Consider the following 19,407-nt stretch of genomic DNA (forward strand, 5'->3'; position numbering starts at 1 on the left):
AGCTTACGCATAATAAGAAGCCGAAAGGCAAGCGCGGGGCAGTGTCGATGGACCTCTTCACCTATTACCGTTCGACCTCGTCCTACCGGGTCCGCCTGGCCCTGGCGCTGAAGGGGTTGGACTACCGAGCCGTACCGGTCAATCTGCTGGCCGGCGAGCAGCACCAGCCGGCCTACCGCGCGCTCAATGCCCAGGGGCGGCTGCCCAGCCTGCGCCTCGACAGCGGCGAGGTGCTGATCCAGTCGCCCGCCATCCTCGAATACCTGGAAGAGCGCTATCCGGCCGTGCCCTTGCTGCCGGCCGATCCGCTGCTGCGCGCCCGCCATCGGGGTGTCGCCGCCCTGATCGCCTGCGATGTCCATCCGCTGCACAACGTCTCGGTGCTCAACCGCCTGCGCGGCCTGGGCCTGGAAGAGCCGGTCGTGCTCGACTGGATCTCGCACTGGATCGGCGAGGGCCTGGCGGCGGTGGAGGCGCAGATCGGAGCCAGTGGCTTCTGTTTCGGCGAGGTGGGGCTGGCGGATGTCTATCTGCTGCCGCAGCTCCATGCGGCGCGGCGCTTCCAGGTGGACCTGGCGCCCTATCCACGCCTCCAGCGGGTGGAGGCCCTGGCCAGTGCGCATCCGGCCTTCCAGCAGGCACACCCCGAGGCGCAGCCCGATGCCCCGGTGCGGGTGACCTCATGAAGCTGCTCGGCTGTCAGATGATCCTGGGTGACTTCCTGGCGCGCAGCGTGCGCGGCATTTCCTGCGCACCGCCCTTGACGGGCTGCTAGCCCAGGTTACCGACCACGACCATCACGTCACCCGTCAAGGAGCCAATCATGGCCGATCTGTTTGAAAATCCCATGGGCCTCATGGGTTTCGAGTTCATCGAATTCGCCTCGCCCACGCCCAACGTCATCGAACCCGTGCTGGAAAGCCTTGGCTTCAGCCACGTCGCCAACCACAGATCCAAGGACGTGGTGCTGTTTCGCCAGGGCGACATCAACGCCATCGTCAATCGCGAAAAGACCGGCCACGCCGCCTATTTCGCCGCCGAACACGGCCCCTCGGTCTGCGGCATGGCCTTTCGCTGCCGCGACTCCCACCACGCCTATGCCAAGGCGCTGGAGCTGGGCGCCCAGGCGGTGGACATGCCCACCGGACCGATGGAATTGCGCCTGCCGGCGATCAAGGGTATCGGCGGCGCGCCGCTGTACCTCATCGATCGCTACGAGGAGGGCAGCTCCATCTATGACATCGACTTCGTGTTCCTGGACGGGGTCGAGCGCAAGCCGGTGGGTGCCGGGCTCAAGGTCATCGATCACCTGACCCATAACGTCTATCGCGGGCGCATGGCCTACTGGGCCGACTTCTACGAGCGGCTGTTCAACTTCCGCGAGTTGCGCTACTTCGACATCAAGGGCGAGTACACCGGCCTGACCTCCAAGGCCATGACCGCACCGGACGGCCTGGTGCGTATCCCGCTCAACGAGGAGTCCTCCAAGGGAGCCGGGCAGATCGAGGAATTCCTCATGCAGTTCAACGGCGAGGGCATCCAGCACGTGGCCTTTCTCACCGATGACCTGGTGGCCACCTGGGATCGGCTCAAGGCCTTTGGTACCCGCTTCATGACCGCGCCGCCGGAGACCTACTACGAGATGCTCGAAGGCCGGGTGCCCAACCATGGCGAACCGGTGGAGGCGCTGAAAGCCCGCGGCATCCTGCTCGACGGTACCTCCGAGGGTGGCGAGCGTCGCCTGCTGCTGCAGATCTTCTCTCAGACCCTGCTGGGGCCGGTGTTCTTCGAGTTCATCCAGCGCAAGGGCGATACCGGCTTTGGCGAAGGCAACTTCAAGGCACTGTTCGAATCCATCGAGCGCGACCAGGTACGCCGTGGCGTGCTGAGTACCTCGGCGTAGCCCCTCCCGTAGCTCCACCGGCTTGCCCAGCGGTGGAGGCGCCTCTAAGGTGACGGCGCGCCATGCCGGCGTCCTTCAACCTCCGAGGTGGCCATGGAGCTGAGCCAGACCCTGGCGCAGGAAATCGTCGAACGCGCCATGCGCATCCTGCCCGGCAACGTCAATGTCATGGATGCGTCCGGGCTGATCATCGGCTCGGGCGATCCGACGCGGCTGTTCAGCCACCATGCCGGGGCGCGGCAGGTCATCGCCGAAGGCCGCGCGATGGCGCTGGATGCCAGTGCTGCCGCGGGATTGGCGGGTGCCCAGGCCGGTATCAATCTGCCGCTGTATCACCAGGGCGAACTGGTGGGCGTGCTTGGCGTATCCGGGGAGGACGCCGAGCAGCTGCGCCTGCCCGCCGAACTCCTGCGCCTGACCGCGGAAATGCTCATCGAGCAGGCGGCAGGGCAGCCGCCCGCGACCGCGTGCATGACCACGCCGCTGCTGCGTCAACTGCTCGCGCCCGGTGCCGCGCCCGAACTGGGGCGCCATGCCACGCTGCTCGGCCTGAAGCCGGTCCTGCCGCGGGACGTGCTGCTGCTGGAGTTCGCCGTGCCGGCGCCGGGTTTTGGCGACTGGGCGCAGCAGCGCAGCGTCGATAGCTGGTGCCTGCCCCATGAAGAGCGGCAATGGCTCTGGTATCGACCCGGCGCGCAAGTGCCCGAGGCGCTGCTGGAGGAATTGCCGGGGCAGGGCTGGTCATTGCGGCGCAGCGCCTGGATCCCCGAGCCGCGACCCTGGACGGGGCTGGCCGAGACGACCCGGCGGGCGCTGGACCTGCTGACAGTCGCCAGGCGCCTGCAGCCCGACCTCATCCGGGTGACGCTGGACGATCTGGCCCTGCCGACCTGGCTGCAGGGTCAGGCCGAGTGCGCTCGCGGCGCCTGGCTGCTGGAACCGCTTGCGAGACTGCGCCGCGCCGATCGCGACGGCCAGCTGCTGGCGACGCTGCGCAGCTGGTTCGCCCAGGACGCCAGCCCCCAGGCCTGCGCCGAGGCGCTGGGGCTGCATCGCAATGGGCTGCGGCATCGGCTGGAACGGATCCAGGCGCTGACCGGGCGGGATCCACGCCGTTTCGCGGACGCCACCGAGCTGTATTGCGCCTTGCTGCTATGGGATCAGGGCTGGGCGAATTCACAGTCCTGACCTGTCGAGACTGGGCGTCTGTCCCGTTGCTGCCGTTCCCGATCCAGGAAACACTCGGCGCATAACAACGGAGAATCGCCCCATGAAAATCGTCATCGCTCCCGATTCCTTCAAGGAAAGCCTGTCCGCCGCCGGTGTCGCCAGCGCCCTGGCCCGTGGCCTGCGCCAGGCCCTGCCCGCGGCGGAAATCCGCGAATGCCCCCTGGGCGACGGCGGCGAAGGCACCCTGGATGCCGTACTCGCCGCGACCGGCGGTGAGGTGCGCGAGGCGCGGGTGACCGGTCCCCTGGGCGAGCCGGTGACCGCCCGCTGGGGCTGGCTGGCCGAGCAGCGCACCGCCTTCGTCGAGATGGCCAGCGCCAGCGGCCTGGAACTAGTGCCCAGGGCCCGCCGCGACGTGCGGGTCGCCACCTCACACGGGACCGGCGAGCTCCTGCGCGCCGCCCTGGATGCCGGCGCCGAGCGCCTGGTGCTGGCCATCGGCGGCAGCGCCACCAACGACGGCGGCGCGGGCGTGCTCCAGGCCCTGGGCGTCCGGCTGCTGGACGGGCAGGGCCAGGCGCTGGCACCGGGCGGTGCGGCCCTGTCCTCCCTGGCCAGCCTGGACGTGACGGGCCTGCATCCGCGCCTGGCGGCGGTGGAGGTGGTCATCGCCGCCGACGTCGACAATCCGCTCTGTGGCCCCCAGGGGGCCAGCCAGATCTTCGGACCGCAGAAGGGCGCCTCGCCCGAGCAGGTGCGGGAGCTGGACGCGGCCCTGGCGCATTTCGCCACGGTCACCGCCGCGACCCTGGGCCGTGATGTCAGCGAGCAGCCGGGTGCCGGCGCCGCCGGTGGCGTCGGCTTTGCCGCCCTGGCCTTTCTCCAGGCGACGTTTCGCCCCGGCATCGAGGTGGTCGCGGAACTGGTGGGTCTGGAAGAAGCCCTGCAGGGCGCCGATCTGGCGGTGACCGGGGAAGGGCGGCTGGACGGCCAGACCCTGAGGGGCAAGACCCCGGCAGGCGTACTGCGCCTGGCCCAGCGCCACGGCGTACCGGTGGTGGCCGTGGCCGGCTCGCTGGGCGAAGGCTACGACGCCCTCTATCAACAGGGCCTCGCCGCCGCCTTCAGCCTGGTACCGGGCCCGCTCAGCCTGGAAGAGGCCCTGGCCCAGGCCGAGGGACTGCTGGAACGCACCGCTCGCGATATCGGTCGGCTGTGGCAGGCGGCGAAAGGCTAGCCCCAGAGGGGTCGGGGTGGCTGGCAGGGCTGCGGGATTTACCTCATGCTGGGCGTCCCGCCCCGACCGACTACCGCTATGACCTCGTCTGCACTCCTGCGTACCGGCCTGCTGGCCGCGACTCTGCTGCTGGTGCCTGTCGTCCAGGCGGCCATTCCCAGTCTCAAACCGGCCAACACCTGCGTGCGCAGCGCCTTCGTGCTGCGTTGCCAGGACGGGCAGGGGGGGTGGTACGGGGTGGCGGTCCAGGGCAACGACACCCTGATGCGTGGCTACGATCCGGTTTCAGGTCTGTCATGGGCCCAGACCAGCACCCGCCTGGGACGGCTGCAGTTCTTCAGCGGCCTGACCAGCGACGGCAATCTCTGGCTGGGCCGTACCCGGCAGCTGGGCTGGAACGTCATCAGTCGCTTCTCCACGTCCCAAGGCGACCGCGCCCGCACCAGTTGCAACCGTGTGGCAGGGTGCGAGTGGCGTTAGGTGAACCGGCTAATCGGCTCACCAGATGAGCCAATTACCGGGCTCATTCGGCTCAGGTGTGACGTCCAGTTTGGGCTGATTGCCTGTTCACCCAAGCGCCTGAGTCAGCAGCGCAAACTGATCCAGGCCATCGCGCGACAGCGGCGCCTTGCCACGGGCCATCTGCTCGACCTCATCGACCTGGGGAACGCCGATTTCGCTCAGCCAGGGATTGAGACCGCTGCGGGCCGTCACGTCGAATCTCATATAGCGCCCTTCGGCGTGGCGCAGCAGGGCGAGGATCAGCGCCTTGGCCTGGTCGGTGGATTCGGCGATCACCGGGCCGACCGACAGGCCGCGGCCGTAGGGGCGCAGCAGGGCGAAGCCGCGCAGCTGGCCTTCCAGTTCCAGGCCGACGATGCGCTCGGCCTGGGGCAGCAATTCCTGCAGCAGGGCGCTGCGGTCCAGGCCGGTAGCCGCCTGGGCGAGGGTCTCCAGCTGCGGCGCCGCGGCCGGACTCAGCTCGCGGACCTGGCCTTCCAGTGGCTGACGCTCAGCCATGGCCGGCAGACTCGCCACCTGGTGCTGATAGATGCGCTCATAGGAGTCGAAGCCCTGGCTGCGGTAGAGCGGGGCGCCGCGCAGGGTGGCGACCAGCAGGGGCGTGCGGTTGCCGGCCAGTTGCAGCAGGCCGTCCATGAGGCGGCGGCCATGGCCCTGGCCCTGGTGACTGTCGGCGACGATCACCAGGCCGATGGTGGCGAAGTCGCCCTGGGGCACGCAGAACCCGGTGCCGAACACGCCCTGGTCGTCTTCCAGCACCAGGCCTTCGCCGGTGTGGAACAGGCACTGCCAGTCTTCCGGGCGATGGGGCCAGTGCAGCGCCTGGGACAGCTGGTGGGCGGTGGCGAGGTCGGTTTCGCGCAGGGGTCTTAGGATGGCATGGGACACGGCAGGGCTCCGATTCGGGTCTGGCTGATTCAGGCGTCAGCCTAGCAAGCCGCGACGGCAGAATCGGTTGCCGAGGGGCGGACGCGCCACTGCGCGGCGCCGAAGGCCCCTGCCAGTTCGGCAAAAGATGGCGACCCGCGCGCCTAGCATGGGGCCATGCCCACAGCCCTAGCGGAGCGCGCCATGGCCTCGTTCGACCCCAGAGAAGTTGCGGTTCGTTGTGCCCATTTCAGCGGGGGGCGCATCCGCGACGCCCGCGCCGAACTGGAGGTGTTCCGGCCTTCCGATGGCGGCTTCCAGAGCGGCCTGCCGTGTGCCTCGGCGGACCTGGTGGACGAGGTGGTGGAGGGCACCTGGCGTGCCTGGAAGGCCAGCGACTGGGCCAGCCGGCCGCCGCGCGAGCGGGCGCGGGTGATGCGCCGCTGGGCCGATCTTGTCGAAGCCGATTGCGAGATCCTCGGCCCGCTGGAGGCGGTGGGTTCGACCCGTCCGCTGCGCGAGGTGCTGGCCTGGGACATCCCCTATGTGGCCGAGGGCATCCGCTTCTTCGCCGAATTCGCCGACAAGCACGGCGGCGAGGTGGCGGCCACCGCCACCAGTCACCTGGGGCTGCAGATCACCGAACCTTACGGCGTGGTGGGCGCCGTCGCGCCCTGGAATTTCCCCCTGAGCATGGCCGGCTGGAAGATGGCGCCGGCGCTCGCCGCCGGCAATGCCGTGGTGATCAAGCCGTCGGAGCTGACGCCGTTCTCCATCCTGCGCCTGGCCGAATTGGCCGTCCTGGCGGGTCTGCCCGCTGGCATCCTCAGCGTGGTCCAGGGTGATGGTCGGACCACCGGCGACGCCCTGTGCCGCCATCCGCACATCGGCAAGGTCACCTTTACCGGTTCCACCGGGACCGGTACCGCCATCATGACCGCCTGCGCCGAAAGCGGGCCCAAGCCGGTGACCCTGGAGCTGGGCGGCAAGAGTCCGCAGCTGGTGTTCGCCGACGCCCCGGATCTGGCCCGTACCGCCCGCAGCGTGGCCGCCGCCATCACCGGCAACGCCGGCCAGGTGTGCGTCTCGGGCTCGCGGCTGCTGGTCCAGCGGGCCGCCCTGGAGCCGATGCTGGAGGGCATCCAGGCGGCCTTCGCCGCCTTGCGCCCGGGGCCGACCTGGTCGGCGGAGGCCACCCTGGCGCCGATCATTTCCCACCGCCAGGGCCAGCGCATCCAGGACATCGTCTCGCGCAGCCGGGCGGCCGGCGCGGAGATCCTGGTCGGTGGCGCCCTGGAGGAGGGACTGGGCGGCGCCTACTATCAGCCGACGCTGATCACCGGAGTCGAGGCCGACAACCCCGCGGTGCGTGAAGAGATCTTTGGCCCGGTGCTGACCGTGCAGGTGTTCGACGATGAAGCCGAGGCGCTGGCCCTGGCCGACCACCCCACCTACGGCCTGGCCGCCGGGGTGCACACTGCCGATCTCGGGCGGGCGTTGCGCCTGACGCGGGCGCTGGAAGCCGGTACGGTCTGGGTCAATCGCTATGGCCGCAGCCACGACTGGATCATTCCCACCGGCGGCTACAAGAGATCCGGCATCGGCAAGGACCTGGGTCGCGCCGCCTATGAGGCGACCCTGCGCAGCAAGAGCGTGCTGATCGATCTGGAGCACTCCTGAGGTCGCCGCAAACAATGCTGGGCCTCACCGCTAAAACGGTTTTTTCTGTCTCCCGCGGCGCCTGAAAGCGGACAACTGTCAGGCCCGCCGGTGCTGTAATGCTTGCCAGGGACGCCACCGGCGCCCCGGCCTCTCACCCACGACCCCTGTCAAAGGACCCTTGCCATGACCGCCTTTCGGCCCAAGTACATCACCTTCGACTGCTACGGCACCCTGACCCGTTTCCGCATGTCCGACATGGCCCGCGAGATGTTCGCCGACCGCATTCCGGCCGAGGCGATGGACCAGTTCTGCAAGGACTTCAACGGCTATCGCTTCGACGAGGTGCTTGGCGCCTGGAAACCCTATTCGGAGGTGCTGTACTCGGCGGTGGAGCGTACCTGCAAGCGCTGGGGCATCTCCTTCACCGACGCCGAGGCCAATGCCTACTACGAGGCGGTGCCGAGCTGGGGGCCGCATCCGGACGTGACCGCAGGCCTGGCCAAGATCGCCGACAAGATCCCGCTGGTGATCTATTCCAACGCCGCCGACGAGCAGATCATGTCCAACGTCGACAAGCTGGGCGTGCCCTTCCACCGCGTCTTCACCGCCGAGCAGGGCCAGGCCTACAAGCCGCGCCTGCAGGCCTTCGAATACATGCTGGACAACCTCGGCTGCGGTCCGGAAGACGTGCTGCACGTGTCGTCTAGCTTTCGCTACGACCTCATTCCGGCCGACTACATGAACATCAAGAACAAGGTGTTCGTGAATCGCGGCCATGAGCCGAGCACGCCTTTCTACAGCAACACCGAGATCAAGGACATCGGCGGCCTGGCCGCGGTCGTCGGTCTCGAATAACCCCCTGAGCTGCCGGAGCGCCCGCCCATGAGTCTTGGCCCAGCATCGTCCGATTCCTACTGGCTCGCGACCGCGCCGGGCTTTACCGGGGCCACCCCGGGGCCGGTGGCGGGCGAGGTGGATGTCGCCATCATCGGCGGCGGCTTCACCGGGCTCTCCGCGGCCGTCGCCCTGCGCCGGCGCGGTGCCAGCGTGGCGGTGCTGGAGGCCGGTCGGGTGATCGGCGAAGCCTCCGGGCGCAACGGTGGCCACTGCAACACCGGCGTCGCCCAGGACTACGCGGCCCTGCACGCCAGCCTGGGCGCCGAAAAGGCCCGGGCCTTCTACCAGGCCTATGCCGATGCGGTGGCCAGCGTCGAGGCGGTGATCGCCGAAGAGAGCATCGCCTGCGACTTCCACAAGGCCGGCAAGCTCAAGCTGGCGGCCAAGCCGCAGCACTACGACAACCTCGCGCGCACCTGCGAACTGATCCGCCAGGAGGTGGATCCACAGGTCGAACTGCTCAGCGCCGCCCAGGTGCGGGTCGAGGTGGCATCCGACGATTTCCATGGGGGGTTGCTGCAGCACAACGGTGCCCAGATGCATATGGGCCGCTTTGGCGTGGGGCTGGCCGAGGCGGCGGTGCGGCGGGGCGCCCAGGTCTACGAGGGCGCGGCGGTGAGCGATCTGCAGCGCCTGCCCGATGGCAGCTTTCGGGTGATCAGCGCCAAGGGCGAGTTGCGCGCCCGCCAGGTGCTGGTGGCCACGGGCAACGCCAGCGTCGGCCCCTTCCAGTGGTTTCGTCGCCGCATCGCCTCGGTGGGCAGCTTCATCATCGCCACGGCGCCGCTGCCCAAGGCGCAGCTGGACGAACTGCTGCCCAATCGGCGCACCTATGTCACCAGCCGCATCATCGGCAACTATTTCCGCACCACGCCGGATCACCGGCTGATCTTTGGCGGGCGGGCGCGTTTCGCCCTGTCCGATCCGCGCCAGGACGCCAAGAGCGGCGCCGTGCTGCGCAACGCCCTGGGCCAGCTGTTTCCCGGCCTGGCCCAGACACCCATCGACTATTGCTGGGGCGGTCTGGTGGACATGACCGCCGACCGCCTGCCCCGGGCCGGCGAGCAGGATGGCCTGTTCTACGCCATGGGCTACAGCGGCCACGGGGTGCAGATGTCGGTGCACATGGGCCGGGTGATGGCCGAGGTGCTGGAAGGGCGCAGCCAGGCCAACCCCTGGCGGGTGCTGGACTGGCCGGCCATTCCCGGCCACTTCGGCAAGCCCTGGTTCCTGCCGCTGGTAGGGTTGTATTACCGGGTCCAGGATCGCCTGCACTAGCCGTCGCTCCCGCAACCGCCCGCCCAGGCCCTGCCATGCGCAGTGCCTGCGCGGGCGGTTTTGCGTTTCCGCAGCCCGTCGGGCGCCGACTGGCAGCGCTGCGCAGAAACTGCTGCCACCGCGAGGTTCTCGCGGCATCCAGCCTCTCTTCGCGGTCCGCACCGCGCTCCGTTACCCCAAGCGAAACGCCGCGCCAGCGCGCCAAAGACGGGCATGGCGGGCCCTGATGCGCCGTCGCGACGCACACCGCAAACAATGCTGAGCGGCTTGGTCAAAACGGTCTTTTCTGTCTCGCCGCAGGGGCAATTCGACGGTAATCGGCGAGGGGCCGGTGCTGTAATGAACCAGGCCGCATGACCAGGCGGCCAAAAGGACAGCGCCGTGCGCCCGGGGAGGGGTGTACGGACTGGTGACCGAGCCCCCAACGAGCGAGCCGACATGACCGAGAAAAAGACTGGAAGTCCCCTGATAGGAGCTGCTGAAAGCGTTCGGGCCTTCGAGGCCCTGCATCGGGGGCTGTCGCGGCGCGATGCGCTGCGCCTGCTGGGCGCCGCCGGGTTGCTGGCGACCGGGGTGGGCAGTCTGCTCGGCCGTGACGGCCAGGCGTTCGCCGCAGAAGATTCGGTCAGCGGCACCCCGCGCCGTGGCGGTCGGGTGCGCGCCGCCGCGGCCGGGTCGTCCACCGCCGATACGCTCGATCCGGCCCGCGGCGCCTTCTCGGGCGACTATGCCCGGCAATACTTCTTCTACAACGGTCTGACCGTCTTCGACAGCCACCTCGAACCCCAGATGGCGCTGGCCACGAGTTTCGATACCCAGGACGCCCTGACCTGGACGATCAAGCTGCGCCAGGGTGTGCAATTCCACAACGGCAAGACCTTCGACAGCGCCGACGTCGTCTACTCGCTGTTGCGCCACAAGGACCCGGCGGTGGGTTCCAAGGTCAAGGCCCTGGCCGATCAATTCGCCGAGGTCACCGCGGTGGCCCCCGACGAGGTGCGCATCCGCTTGGTGTCGCCGAACTCCGAGCTGCCCGCGGTTCTGGCCATCTCGCCGTTCCTGATCATCGCCGACGGCACCAAGGATTTCTCCACCGCCAACGGCACCGGACCCTTCAAGGTCAAGGAATTCAAACCGGGCGTGCGCACCGTGGGCGTCCGCAATGAGAACTACTGGAAGTCCGGCAAGCCCTATCTGGACGAGATCGAGCTGATCGGCATCGGCGACGAGCCTTCGCGGGTCAATGCCCTGCTGGCGGGCGACGTCCAGCTCACCGTCTCGGTGGATCCGCGTTCCGCCGACCGCCTCAAGCAGAGCGGCAAGCTCAAGGTGGTGGCCAACACCTCGGGTGGCTACACCGACCTGATCATGCGCATTCCCAACCGGCCGTTCAACGATCCCAACGTAGTCGAGGGCATGAAGCTGCTGTTCGATCGCGAGCAGATCCTCAAGTCGGTGTTCCTTGGCTACGGCACCATCGGCAACGACCAGCCGATCATGCCGGGCACACCTTATTACGCGGCGGATCTGCCCCAGCGACCCTACGATCCGGACAAGGCCAAGTTCCTCTTCCAGAAGGCCGGCATCGCCGGCGCGCGGATGCCGCTGGTGACCTCCACCGCCGCCGACAACGCCAACGAGATGGCGCTGGTGCTGCAGCAGTCGGCGCGCCAGGCCGGCCTCAACCTGATGGTCAATCGGGTCAGCGCCGACGGCTACTGGGACAACCACTGGATGAAGGATCCACTGGGCTTCGGCAACATCAACGCCCGGCCCACCGCCAACATCCTGCTGTCGCAATTCTTCAAGTCCGATGCGCCCTGGAACGAATCCGGTTGGAAAAACGAACAATTCGACCAGTTGCTGGTGGCCTCCCGCGGCGAGACGGATGTCGCCAAGCGCAAGCAGATGTACGCCGACATGCAGCTGCTGATCCACCAGCACAGCGGCATCGGCCTGCCGATCTTCACCAGCTCCATCGATGCCCATTCGCCCAAGCTCGGTGGCTACGGAATCATCCCCATCGGCGGCTTCATGGGTTACATGTTCGCCGAGCACGTCTGGCTGGAGGCCTGACGCTCGTTGCCTCACGGCGAGTCGCTCCGCAGTGACCGGCTCGCCGCTCCACGCTCAAGCAGGAGGTGGCTTTGGACCTTTCCGTCTTTTCCCTCATCGCCAGACGCCTCGGGGGCGGGTTGCTGACCCTGCTCATCGTCTCGTTGCTGGTGTTCTTCGTCTCCGCGCTGTTGCCGGGCGATGCCGCGCAGCAGGCGCTGGGCCAGTTCGCGCTGCCCGAGCAGGTCGCCGCGCTGCGGGCCCAGATGGGCCTCGACCAGCCGGCGCTGCTGCGCTACGTCCACTGGCTGAGCGGTCTCCTGCACGGTGATCTCGGCCAGTCGCTGGCCAGCCAGATGCCCATCTCCGCCATGATCGGCGATCGACTGGGCGGCTCCCTGATGCTGGCCGGGGTCACCGCGCTTGTGTCGGTACCCCTGGCGCTGGGCCTGGGCATCGCCTCGGCGATGAACGCCGGCGGTCGCCTGGACCGCGCCCTCAACGTCTTTACCCTGGGCATCGTCGCGGTGCCGGAATTCCTGGTGGCGACCCTGGCGGTGCTGGTCTTCGCCGTGCACCTGCAGTGGACCTCGGCGCTGACCTTCGCCCACGACATCGACGGCCCCCTGGACTTCCTGCGCGCCTATGCGCTGCCGGTGGGCACCCTGTGCTGCGTGATCGTGGCGCAGATGGCGCGGATGACCCGCGCCGCCCTGGTGGAGCAACTGCAGAGTCCCTATGTGGAGATGGCCCGGCTTAAGGGCGTCGGTCCGGTACGCGCCGTGCTGCGCCATGCCTTGCCCAATGCCGTGGGCCCCATCGCCAACTCCATCGCCCTGAGTCTTTCCTACCTGATGGGCGGGGTGGTGATCGTCGAGACCATCTTCAACTACCCGGGCATCGCCCAGCTGATGGTGGACGGCGTCGCCAGTCGCGACCTGCCGCTGATCCAGGCCTGCGCCATGCTGTTCTGCTGCGCCTACCTGGTGCTCATGACCCTGGCGGACCTCTGCGCCATCCTGTCCAATCCGAGGCTGAGAACGCTATGACCCGACCCGTGATTCCCGTACGTGCCGCGTCCGTCGTGCCGGTGGATGGCAAGACGCTCGACGCCCAGCTGTCACCGCCGCGGACCCGTCGGCGCAGCCGCTGGTCCCTGACCGGCATCATCGGCGGCGTCCTGGTGGCCTTCTGGCTGTTCATCGCGCTGTTCGGCGCCTGGCTGGCCCCCTATGACCCTGGCGCCCTGGGCGACAGCGCGGTACTGGCCAGCTATAGCCCGGCGCACCTGCTGGGCACCGACTACCTGGGCCGCGACGTGCTCAGCCGCATCCTCGACGGCGCCCGTTTCACCGTGGGCCTGGCGCTGGTGGCGGCGGTGCTGGCCTGCGTCCTGGGCACCGGCCTCGGTCTGCTGGCGGCACTCTCCGGACGCTGGGTGGACGAGCCGCTGTCGCGGCTGATCGATGCGCTGATCTCCCTGCCGAGCAAGATGCTGGCGCTGGTGATGGTCTCGGCGTTCGGCTCTTCGGTACCGCTGCTGATCGTCATGGCGGTGGTGGGCTATGCCCCCGGCTGCTATCGCATCGCCCGCAGCCTGGCGATGAACCTCACCGAGCTGGAGTACGTCCAGGTCGCCCGCACCCGCGGCGAAGGCCGGCTGTACATCGCCCTGCGCGAGATGCTGCCCAATATGCGCCTGCCGCTGCTCACCGACCTGGGCCTGAGATTCGTCTACATCGTGCTGCTGCTCAGCGGCATGAGCTTTCTCGGCCTCGGCGTGCAACCACCGAACGCCGACCTCGGCTCCCTGGTGCGGGAAAACATCGGCGGTCTGGCCGACGGCGCCCCGGCGGTGCTGATGCCGGCGCTGGCGATCGGCACCCTGACCGTGGGCGTCAACCTGCTCATCGACCGGTTCGGCGCGCGTCGCCGGGGAGGGCGCTGAGATGGAACTGCTGGTAGAGGTCAAGGACCTGCGCGTGGTCGCCCAGGGCGACGACGGCAGCGAAACCACCATCGTCAAGGACGTCGGCTTCAACCTGGCCAAGGGCGAGGTGCTGGCGCTGATTGGTGAATCCGGCTCGGGCAAGACCACCATCGCTCTGTCGCTGCTCGGCTATGCCCGCGCCGGCTGCCGACTGGCCGGCGGCTCGATCCGCGTCGGCGACACCCAGGTGCTGGAGCTGGACGCCGGGGGCCTGCGCCGGCTGCGTGGCCGCACCGTGGCCTACATCGCCCAGAGTGCGGCGGCGGCCTTCAATCCGTCGCGGCGGCTGATGGAGCAGATCATCGAGAGCGCGCTGATCCATGGCGTGCTGACGCGCCGGGAAGCCGAGGCGCGGGCGCTGTAGCTGTTCAAGGAGCTGGCGCTGCCGGATCCCGAGCACATCGGCCAGCGCTATCCGCACCAGGTCTCGGGCGGACAGTTGCAGCGACTGATGGCGGCCATGGCGCTGATCACCGATCCGACCTTGGTGATCCTCGACGAACCCACCACGGCGCTGGACGTCACCACCCAGATCGAGGTGCTGCGCGTCTTCAAGCAGGTGGTGCGCGAGCGGGGCGTGACCGCCATCTATGTCTCCCACGACCTGGCCGTGGTGGCCCAGATGGCCGATCGCATCCTGGTGCTCAACGGCGGCGAGGTCTATGAGAATCGCCGCACCGAGCGCCTGCTGGCCAATGCCCGCCATCCCTATACCCGCAGTCTGCTGGCCGCGGCCCAGCCGGAGCCCCTGGCGGAGCGTGGCCTGCCCACCGTGGAGACCGCAGCGCCAGTGCTGGAGGTCAAGGACCTGGTGGCCGGCTATGGCCCCATCGGCGCCGATGGCCTGCCGCGCTATCGGGTACTGGAAGGCATCGACCTGCGCATCGGCGCCGGCCAGGCCCTGGGCGTGATCGGCGAATCTGGGTCGGGCAAGTCGACCCTGGCGCGGGTGATCGCCGGCCTGCTGCCGCCGGCCCAGGGCAGCGTGCGCCTGGGTGGCGAATTACTGCCGCCCGGTCTGGACGGCCGCACCCGCGAGCAGTTCCGCCGGGTGCAACTGGTCTACCAGAATGCCGACACGGCGCTCAATCCGGCCCACAGCGTGGAGCGCATCCTCATGCGCCCGCTGGAGACCTATCACGCCTTCGACAAGGCCACCCGCCAGCGCAAGGTCCGCGAGTTGCTCGACCGGGTACAACTGCCGGCCAGCCTCGCCAGCCGGCGTCCGGGCGAGTTGTCCGGTGGCCAGAAGCAGCGGGTCAACCTGGCCCGGGCGCTGGCCGCCGAACCCGAGCTGATCCTCTGCGACGAAGTCACCTCGGCGCTGGATACCGTGGTCGGCGCCGCCATCCTCGATCTGCTTGCCGAATTGCGCCGCGAGCTGGGGCTGGCCTATCTGTTCATCAGCCACGACATCTCCACGGTGCGCAGTCTCTGCGACGAGGTGCTGGTGCTCTATGCCGGCCAGCCGGTGGAGCTGGGCACCCCGACCACGCTGCAACATCCGCCGCTGCATCCCTACACCGAGTTGCTCACCGCCTCGGTACCGGCGCTGCGCCAGGGCTGGCTGGAAGAGCAACCCATCCGCACGGCGGTCCCCCTGGTTTCGTCGCCGCCCGCCAGCGGTCGGCTCTGCAGCTTCCTGCAGCGCTGCCCGGTACGGCTCGAAGGCCGTTGCGACCGGGTGCCGCCCAGGCCCCAGACCCTCGCCGGGGGCAACCGCATCCTCTGTCATCATGATGGCGAGACCCTGCAGCGCCTGCAGGGTGGCGCCCTGCTGCACACCCAAGGAGTTCGCGCATGACTTCCCGTTTTCAGCGACTCGGCGAGACCGGCCGGCCGCAGGTCAGCCTCAGCGTCGACGGCCTGCCGGTCACGGCGCTGGCCGGCGACACCCTCATGGTCGCCTTGCTGGCCAACGGTCCGGCACTGCGCCGGTCCGAATTCGGCGACGAGCGCCGCGCCGGCTTCTGCCTGATGGGCGCCTGCCAGGATTGCTGGGTCTGGACCGCCGCGGGCGAGCGCCTGCGCGCCTGCGGCACCGAGGTCCGCGAAGGCCTGCAGATCCTCACCACGCAACCGGAGGCGGTATGGAATCGAGCCTAGCGAAGGCGGGCGGCAACCCGCCGCGGGTGGTCATCGTCGGGGCCGGTCCGGCCGGCGTGCGCTGCGCGGAAACCCTGCTGGCCGCCGGTCTCACCCCGGTGGTGATCGACGAGAATCGCCGTGACGGCGGCCAGATCTATCGCCGCCAGCCCGAGGGCTTTCAGCGTCCCTATGCCACCCTCTACGGCAGCGAGGCAGGCAAGGCCGAAAGCCTGCACCGCACCTTCGACGGCTTGCGCGGACGCCTCGACTACCGGCCCGACACCCTGGCCTGGCACCTGCACGAGCGCACCCTCTACACGGTGCAGGGCAATCGCCAGCGCCAGCGCACCCTGGACTTCGATGCCCTGGTGCTCTGCACCGGGGCCGGTGACCGCCTGCTGCCGGTGCCGGGCTGGAACCTGGCCGGCACCTATACCCTCGGTGGCGCCCAGATCGCCCTCAAGGCCCAGGCGGTGTCCATTGGCCGGCGGGTGATCTTTCTGGGCAGCGGCCCCTTGCTCTACCTGGTCGCCGCCCAATACCAGCAGGCCGGCGCCACGGTGGCCGCGGTCCTCGATACCGCGCCGCTGCGCCTGCGCGCCCAGGCCACGCCCAAGTTGCTGGCCCGCCCCGGCGTGGCCTGGAAGGGCGTGCAACTCATGGCCTCGCTCAAGCGCGCCGGGGTGCCGCTGCACTTTGGCGTTACCCCGCTGGAAATTCTCGGCGATGCCGAACAGGGCGTGCGCGGCGTAGCCTTCGCCGATGCGCGTGGCCTGCGCCAGGAGGTGGCGGGCGACGCCGTGGGCCTGGGTTATCACCTGCGCCCCGAGACCCAGCTGGGCGATCTCGCCCGCTGCGCCTTCGAATTCGAGCGCGCCACTGGCCAGTGGGTGCTGCAACTGGATGCCGACGGCCGCACCTCCACGCCGGGCGTCTATGCCGCCGGCGATGGCGCCCGGGTACGGGGCGCCGACGGGGCGGAGCTGGCCGGGCAACTGGCCGCCTGCGCGGTTCTGAGCGATCTCGGTCGCACCCCGCCCGCCGGCCTCGCCGAGCGCTGCCGCGAGGCTATAGCGGTCCAGGAGCGCTTTCGCCTGGGCCTGGCCGAGGCCTTTCCCTGGCCCGCGAGACAGATGGCCAGCCTGCCGGATACCGCCGTGGTCTGCCGCTGCGAGGGCATCACCGCCGGAGAATTGCGCGCCGTGGTACGCGAGAAGGGCGCCCAGGAAGCCAATCGGGCCAAGGCCTTCAGCCGCGTCGGCATGGGTCGCTGCCAGGGTCGCTATTGCGCCCAGGCCGGCGCCGAGATCATCGCCGCCGAATCCGGGGTGCCGGTGGAGGCCGTTGGCCGCCTGCGCGGCCAGGCACCGGTCCGGCCATTGCCGCTGGGCATCGTCACCAGCGAAGAGGAGCTTTCGTCATGAACCAGACCGCCAACCGCGCGGACGTCATCGTCGTCGGCGCCGGCATCATGGGCAGCGCCAGTGCCTTCTTCCTGCGCCGTCGCGGCCTGTCGGTGCTCCTGCTGGAGCGCGACCAGGTCGGGCGCTTCGCCAGCGGCACCAATTTCGGCAACGTCCGCCGCCAGGGCCGCTACCTGACCCAGGTGGCGCTGTCCAACCGTTCCCGCGGCCTCTGGGGTCGCCTGCCCGAGTTGATCGGCGATGACCTGGAATTCATCCCCGGCGGCCACCTGCGGGTGGTCTACGATCCCGGTCGCATCGCCATGCTGCACGAGTATGCCCGGGCGCCGGAGACCGCCGCCCTCGATCTGCAGGTGCTCGAAGGCGCGGCCCTGCACGAGAAGTTTCCCTACCTGGGCCCCGAGGTGGTGGCCGGCTCCTATGCGCCCCACGATGGCCACGCCAATCCGCGCCTGGCCGCGCCGGCTTTTGCCCGCGCCGCGGTGCGCGGGGGCGTCAACCTGCAGGAAGGGGTGGAGATCACCCAGGTCACCAAGCCGGATGGCGATTTCCTGGTGCAGGCCGCCGATGGCCGCCGCTATCGGGCGCCGCGGCTGCTGATCACTGCCGGGGCCTGGGGCAGTCGGTTGTCGAGCCAGTTCGGCGAGCCGGTGCCCATCGAGACCCACGGACCCCAGATGGGCGTCACCGAGCCCTTGCCCTATGCCTTCAAGGAAGCGGTGGGCGTCTCTTCGCCGCTGGTGAGCGAGACCATCTATTTCCGCCAGATCCCGCGCGGCAACGTCATCTTCGGCGGTTGCTTCCGCACCCGCCCGGATCTGGACACCCGTCTGGCCCGCGCCGAGCCCCATGGCCTGCTCAATCAGCTCACCCAACTGCGGCGTCTGGCACCGGCCCTGGCCAGGGTCAACGTGATCCGCACCTGGAGCGGGGTGGAAGGCTATATCGCCGACGACCTGCCGATCATGGGCCCGAGCAGCCAGGTGGAGGGTCTCTACTACGCCTTCGGCTTCTGTGGCGCCGGCTTCCAGCTCGGCCCGGGCGTGGGCGACACCATGGCCGAACTGATCGCCACCGGTCGTACCGAGACGCCGCTGGCGGCCTTCGACATCGGCCGCTTCGCGCAACCCCGCAGCGAGAGCCTCGCCGGATGAACAGCCAGGATCTGCTGCGCACCCTGATCGGCTTTCCCACCATTTCCGCCGACTCCAACCTGGCGCTGATCCAGCATGTGCAGGGGCTGCTGGAAGCCGCCGGCATCGCCTGCCGCCTGGTGCTCGACGAGAGCGGGCGCAAGGCCAATCTTTTCGCCAGCGTCGGCCCGAGCGATGTGCCCGGCGTGCTGCTCTCCGGGCATACCGACGTGGTGCCCGTGGCCGGCCAGGCCTGGACCCTGCCGCCGTTCGAAGGGACCCTCAAGGACGGCCGGATCTATGGCCGCGGCGCCTGCGACATGAAGGGCTTCGTCGCCTGCGCCGTGGTGGCCCTGCTGGCCGCCGCCCGCGGCGCACCGTTGAAACGCCCGTTGCAACTGGCCCTGTCCCACGACGAAGAGATCGGCTGCGTCGGGGTGCGCCGCCTGCTGGACGTACTGGAACTGGCGCCGGTGCGACCCTTCCTCTGCATCGTCGGCGAACCCACGGACCTGCAGGTCGCTCTCGGCCACAAGGGCAAGGCCGCGCTGCGCGCCCACTGCCATGGCCAGGAGGGCCATTCCTCCTTGGCGCCGCTGCACGTCAACGCCATCCACCTGGCCAGCGACCTGGTCGGCGCCCTGCGCGCCAGCCAGCGGCGCCTGGCGGAAGCGGGCGCCCACGACGCGGCCTACGACATCCCCTACACCACCCTGCATGTCGGGCGGATCGACGGTGGCAAGGCGCTGAATATCGTGCCCAACCTCTGCACCCTGGACTTCGAGATACGCCACCTGCCGGCGGACGATCCTGCCAGCCTGGTCGCCGCGCTGCAGGAAACGGCGGACAGCCTGGTCCGGGAAGCACGGCAGACCTCGGCCAAGGCCGCCATCGAGATCGAGACGGTCAACGCCTATCCGGGCCTGGATACCCATCCCAGCGTCGAAGCCGTGCGCTTCCTGCAGACCCTGGTCGAGCCGGGCACCGCCCAGCTCAAGGTGGCCTTCGGCACCGAGGGCGGCCTCTTCGCCAGCCGGCTGGACACCCCGGTGGTGGTCTGCGGCCCCGGCAGCATCGAGCAGGCGCACAAGCCGGACGAATATGTCGAACTGAGCCAGCTCGATGCCTGTGACGCCTTGCTGGGACGCTTGCGGGTGGCCCTGGGTTGAGGCCACCCGGTC

16 protein-coding genes and 1 pseudogene are annotated in these 19,407 nt (G+C 69.1%); 16 read left to right on the forward strand and 1 reads right to left on the reverse strand.

Translation table 11 applies throughout. The features are described from left to right. Positions 1-47 precede the first annotated feature (47 nt). The 5 genes from maiA (at position 48) to EC839_RS17035 (ending at position 4,790) form a co-directional block, all read left to right on the forward strand. On the forward strand, positions 48-686 hold the full coding sequence (gene maiA, locus EC839_RS17015) for a maleylacetoacetate isomerase (protein ID WP_007161797.1): 639 nt from the start codon (positions 48-50) through the stop codon (positions 684-686). 137 nt (positions 687-823) lie between these two features. Then, positions 824-1,903, forward strand: coding sequence for a 4-hydroxyphenylpyruvate dioxygenase (gene hppD, locus EC839_RS17020; RefSeq protein WP_007161795.1), 1,080 nt, complete (start codon positions 824-826; stop codon positions 1,901-1,903). A 93-nt stretch (positions 1,904-1,996) separates the two neighbouring features. Further along, a complete protein-coding gene (locus EC839_RS17025; protein WP_007161794.1) occupies positions 1,997-3,091 on the forward strand; it encodes a sugar diacid recognition domain-containing protein in 1,095 nt (364 codons plus the stop codon). Positions 3,092-3,173: 82 nt separating this feature from the next. Continuing rightward, on the forward strand, positions 3,174-4,310 hold the full coding sequence (locus tag EC839_RS17030) for a glycerate kinase (protein ID WP_007161793.1): 1,137 nt from the start codon (positions 3,174-3,176) through the stop codon (positions 4,308-4,310). A 78-nt stretch (positions 4,311-4,388) separates the two neighbouring features. Then, positions 4,389-4,790, forward strand: coding sequence for a hypothetical protein (locus tag EC839_RS17035; RefSeq protein WP_007161792.1), 402 nt, complete (start codon positions 4,389-4,391; stop codon positions 4,788-4,790). 87 nt (positions 4,791-4,877) lie between these two features. Here EC839_RS17035 and EC839_RS17040 read toward each other — a convergent pair whose 3' ends face one another. Further along, positions 4,878-5,720 carry a GNAT family N-acetyltransferase gene (locus tag EC839_RS17040; protein WP_007161791.1) on the reverse strand — a complete coding sequence of 281 codons (843 nt, stop codon included), beginning with the start codon at positions 5,718-5,720 and terminating at the stop codon, positions 4,878-4,880. Positions 5,721-5,903: 183 nt separating this feature from the next. Here EC839_RS17040 and EC839_RS17045 point away from each other — a divergent pair, with 183 nt between their 5' ends. From EC839_RS17045 to argE, 11 genes and pseudogenes are all read left to right on the forward strand, one after another. Continuing rightward, positions 5,904-7,379, forward strand: a complete 1,476-nt coding sequence (locus EC839_RS17045; protein WP_007161790.1) for an aldehyde dehydrogenase — start codon at positions 5,904-5,906, stop codon at positions 7,377-7,379. 165 nt (positions 7,380-7,544) lie between these two features. Next, entirely contained in the window at positions 7,545-8,216 is a 672-nt protein-coding gene (locus EC839_RS17050) for a haloacid dehalogenase type II (RefSeq protein ID WP_007161789.1), read from the forward strand. Positions 8,217-8,243: 27 nt separating this feature from the next. Further along, a complete protein-coding gene (locus EC839_RS17055) occupies positions 8,244-9,536 on the forward strand; it encodes an FAD-binding oxidoreductase (protein WP_007161788.1) in 1,293 nt (430 codons plus the stop codon). A 438-nt stretch (positions 9,537-9,974) separates the two neighbouring features. Next, positions 9,975-11,612, forward strand: coding sequence for an ABC transporter substrate-binding protein (locus EC839_RS17060; RefSeq protein WP_007161787.1), 1,638 nt, complete (start codon positions 9,975-9,977; stop codon positions 11,610-11,612). Positions 11,613-11,683: 71 nt separating this feature from the next. Then, entirely contained in the window at positions 11,684-12,640 is a 957-nt protein-coding gene (locus EC839_RS17065) for an ABC transporter permease (protein ID WP_007161786.1), read from the forward strand. Then, positions 12,637-13,539, forward strand: a complete 903-nt coding sequence (locus EC839_RS17070; protein ID WP_132832915.1) for an ABC transporter permease — start codon at positions 12,637-12,639, stop codon at positions 13,537-13,539. The genes EC839_RS17065 and EC839_RS17070 overlap by 4 nt, the downstream gene beginning before the upstream one ends. Position 13,540: 1 nt before the next feature. After that, positions 13,541-15,385 (forward strand): annotated as a pseudogene (locus tag EC839_RS17075) (ABC transporter ATP-binding protein). Beyond that, complete coding sequence (locus EC839_RS17080; protein WP_007161782.1) at positions 15,382-15,687, forward strand: (2Fe-2S)-binding protein; 306 nt, start codon at positions 15,382-15,384, stop codon at positions 15,685-15,687. The pseudogene EC839_RS17075 and the gene EC839_RS17080 overlap by 4 nt, the downstream one beginning before the upstream one ends. Next, complete coding sequence (locus EC839_RS17085; protein ID WP_007161781.1) at positions 15,672-17,093, forward strand: NAD(P)/FAD-dependent oxidoreductase; 1,422 nt, start codon at positions 15,672-15,674, stop codon at positions 17,091-17,093. Before EC839_RS17080 ends, EC839_RS17085 begins: the two co-directional genes overlap by 16 nt. Beyond that, positions 17,090-18,247 carry an FAD-binding oxidoreductase gene (locus tag EC839_RS17090; protein ID WP_007161780.1) on the forward strand — a complete coding sequence of 386 codons (1,158 nt, stop codon included), beginning with the start codon at positions 17,090-17,092 and terminating at the stop codon, positions 18,245-18,247. Before EC839_RS17085 ends, EC839_RS17090 begins: the two co-directional genes overlap by 4 nt. After that, positions 18,244-19,395, forward strand: coding sequence for an acetylornithine deacetylase (argE, locus tag EC839_RS17095; RefSeq protein ID WP_007161779.1), 1,152 nt, complete (start codon positions 18,244-18,246; stop codon positions 19,393-19,395). Before EC839_RS17090 ends, argE begins: the two co-directional genes overlap by 4 nt. Positions 19,396-19,407 lie beyond the last annotated feature (12 nt).

Source organism: Pseudomonas sp. JUb52 (genome assembly GCF_004341115.1).
Taxonomy (GTDB): Bacteria; Pseudomonadota; Gammaproteobacteria; order Pseudomonadales; family Pseudomonadaceae; genus Chryseomonas; species Chryseomonas oryzihabitans.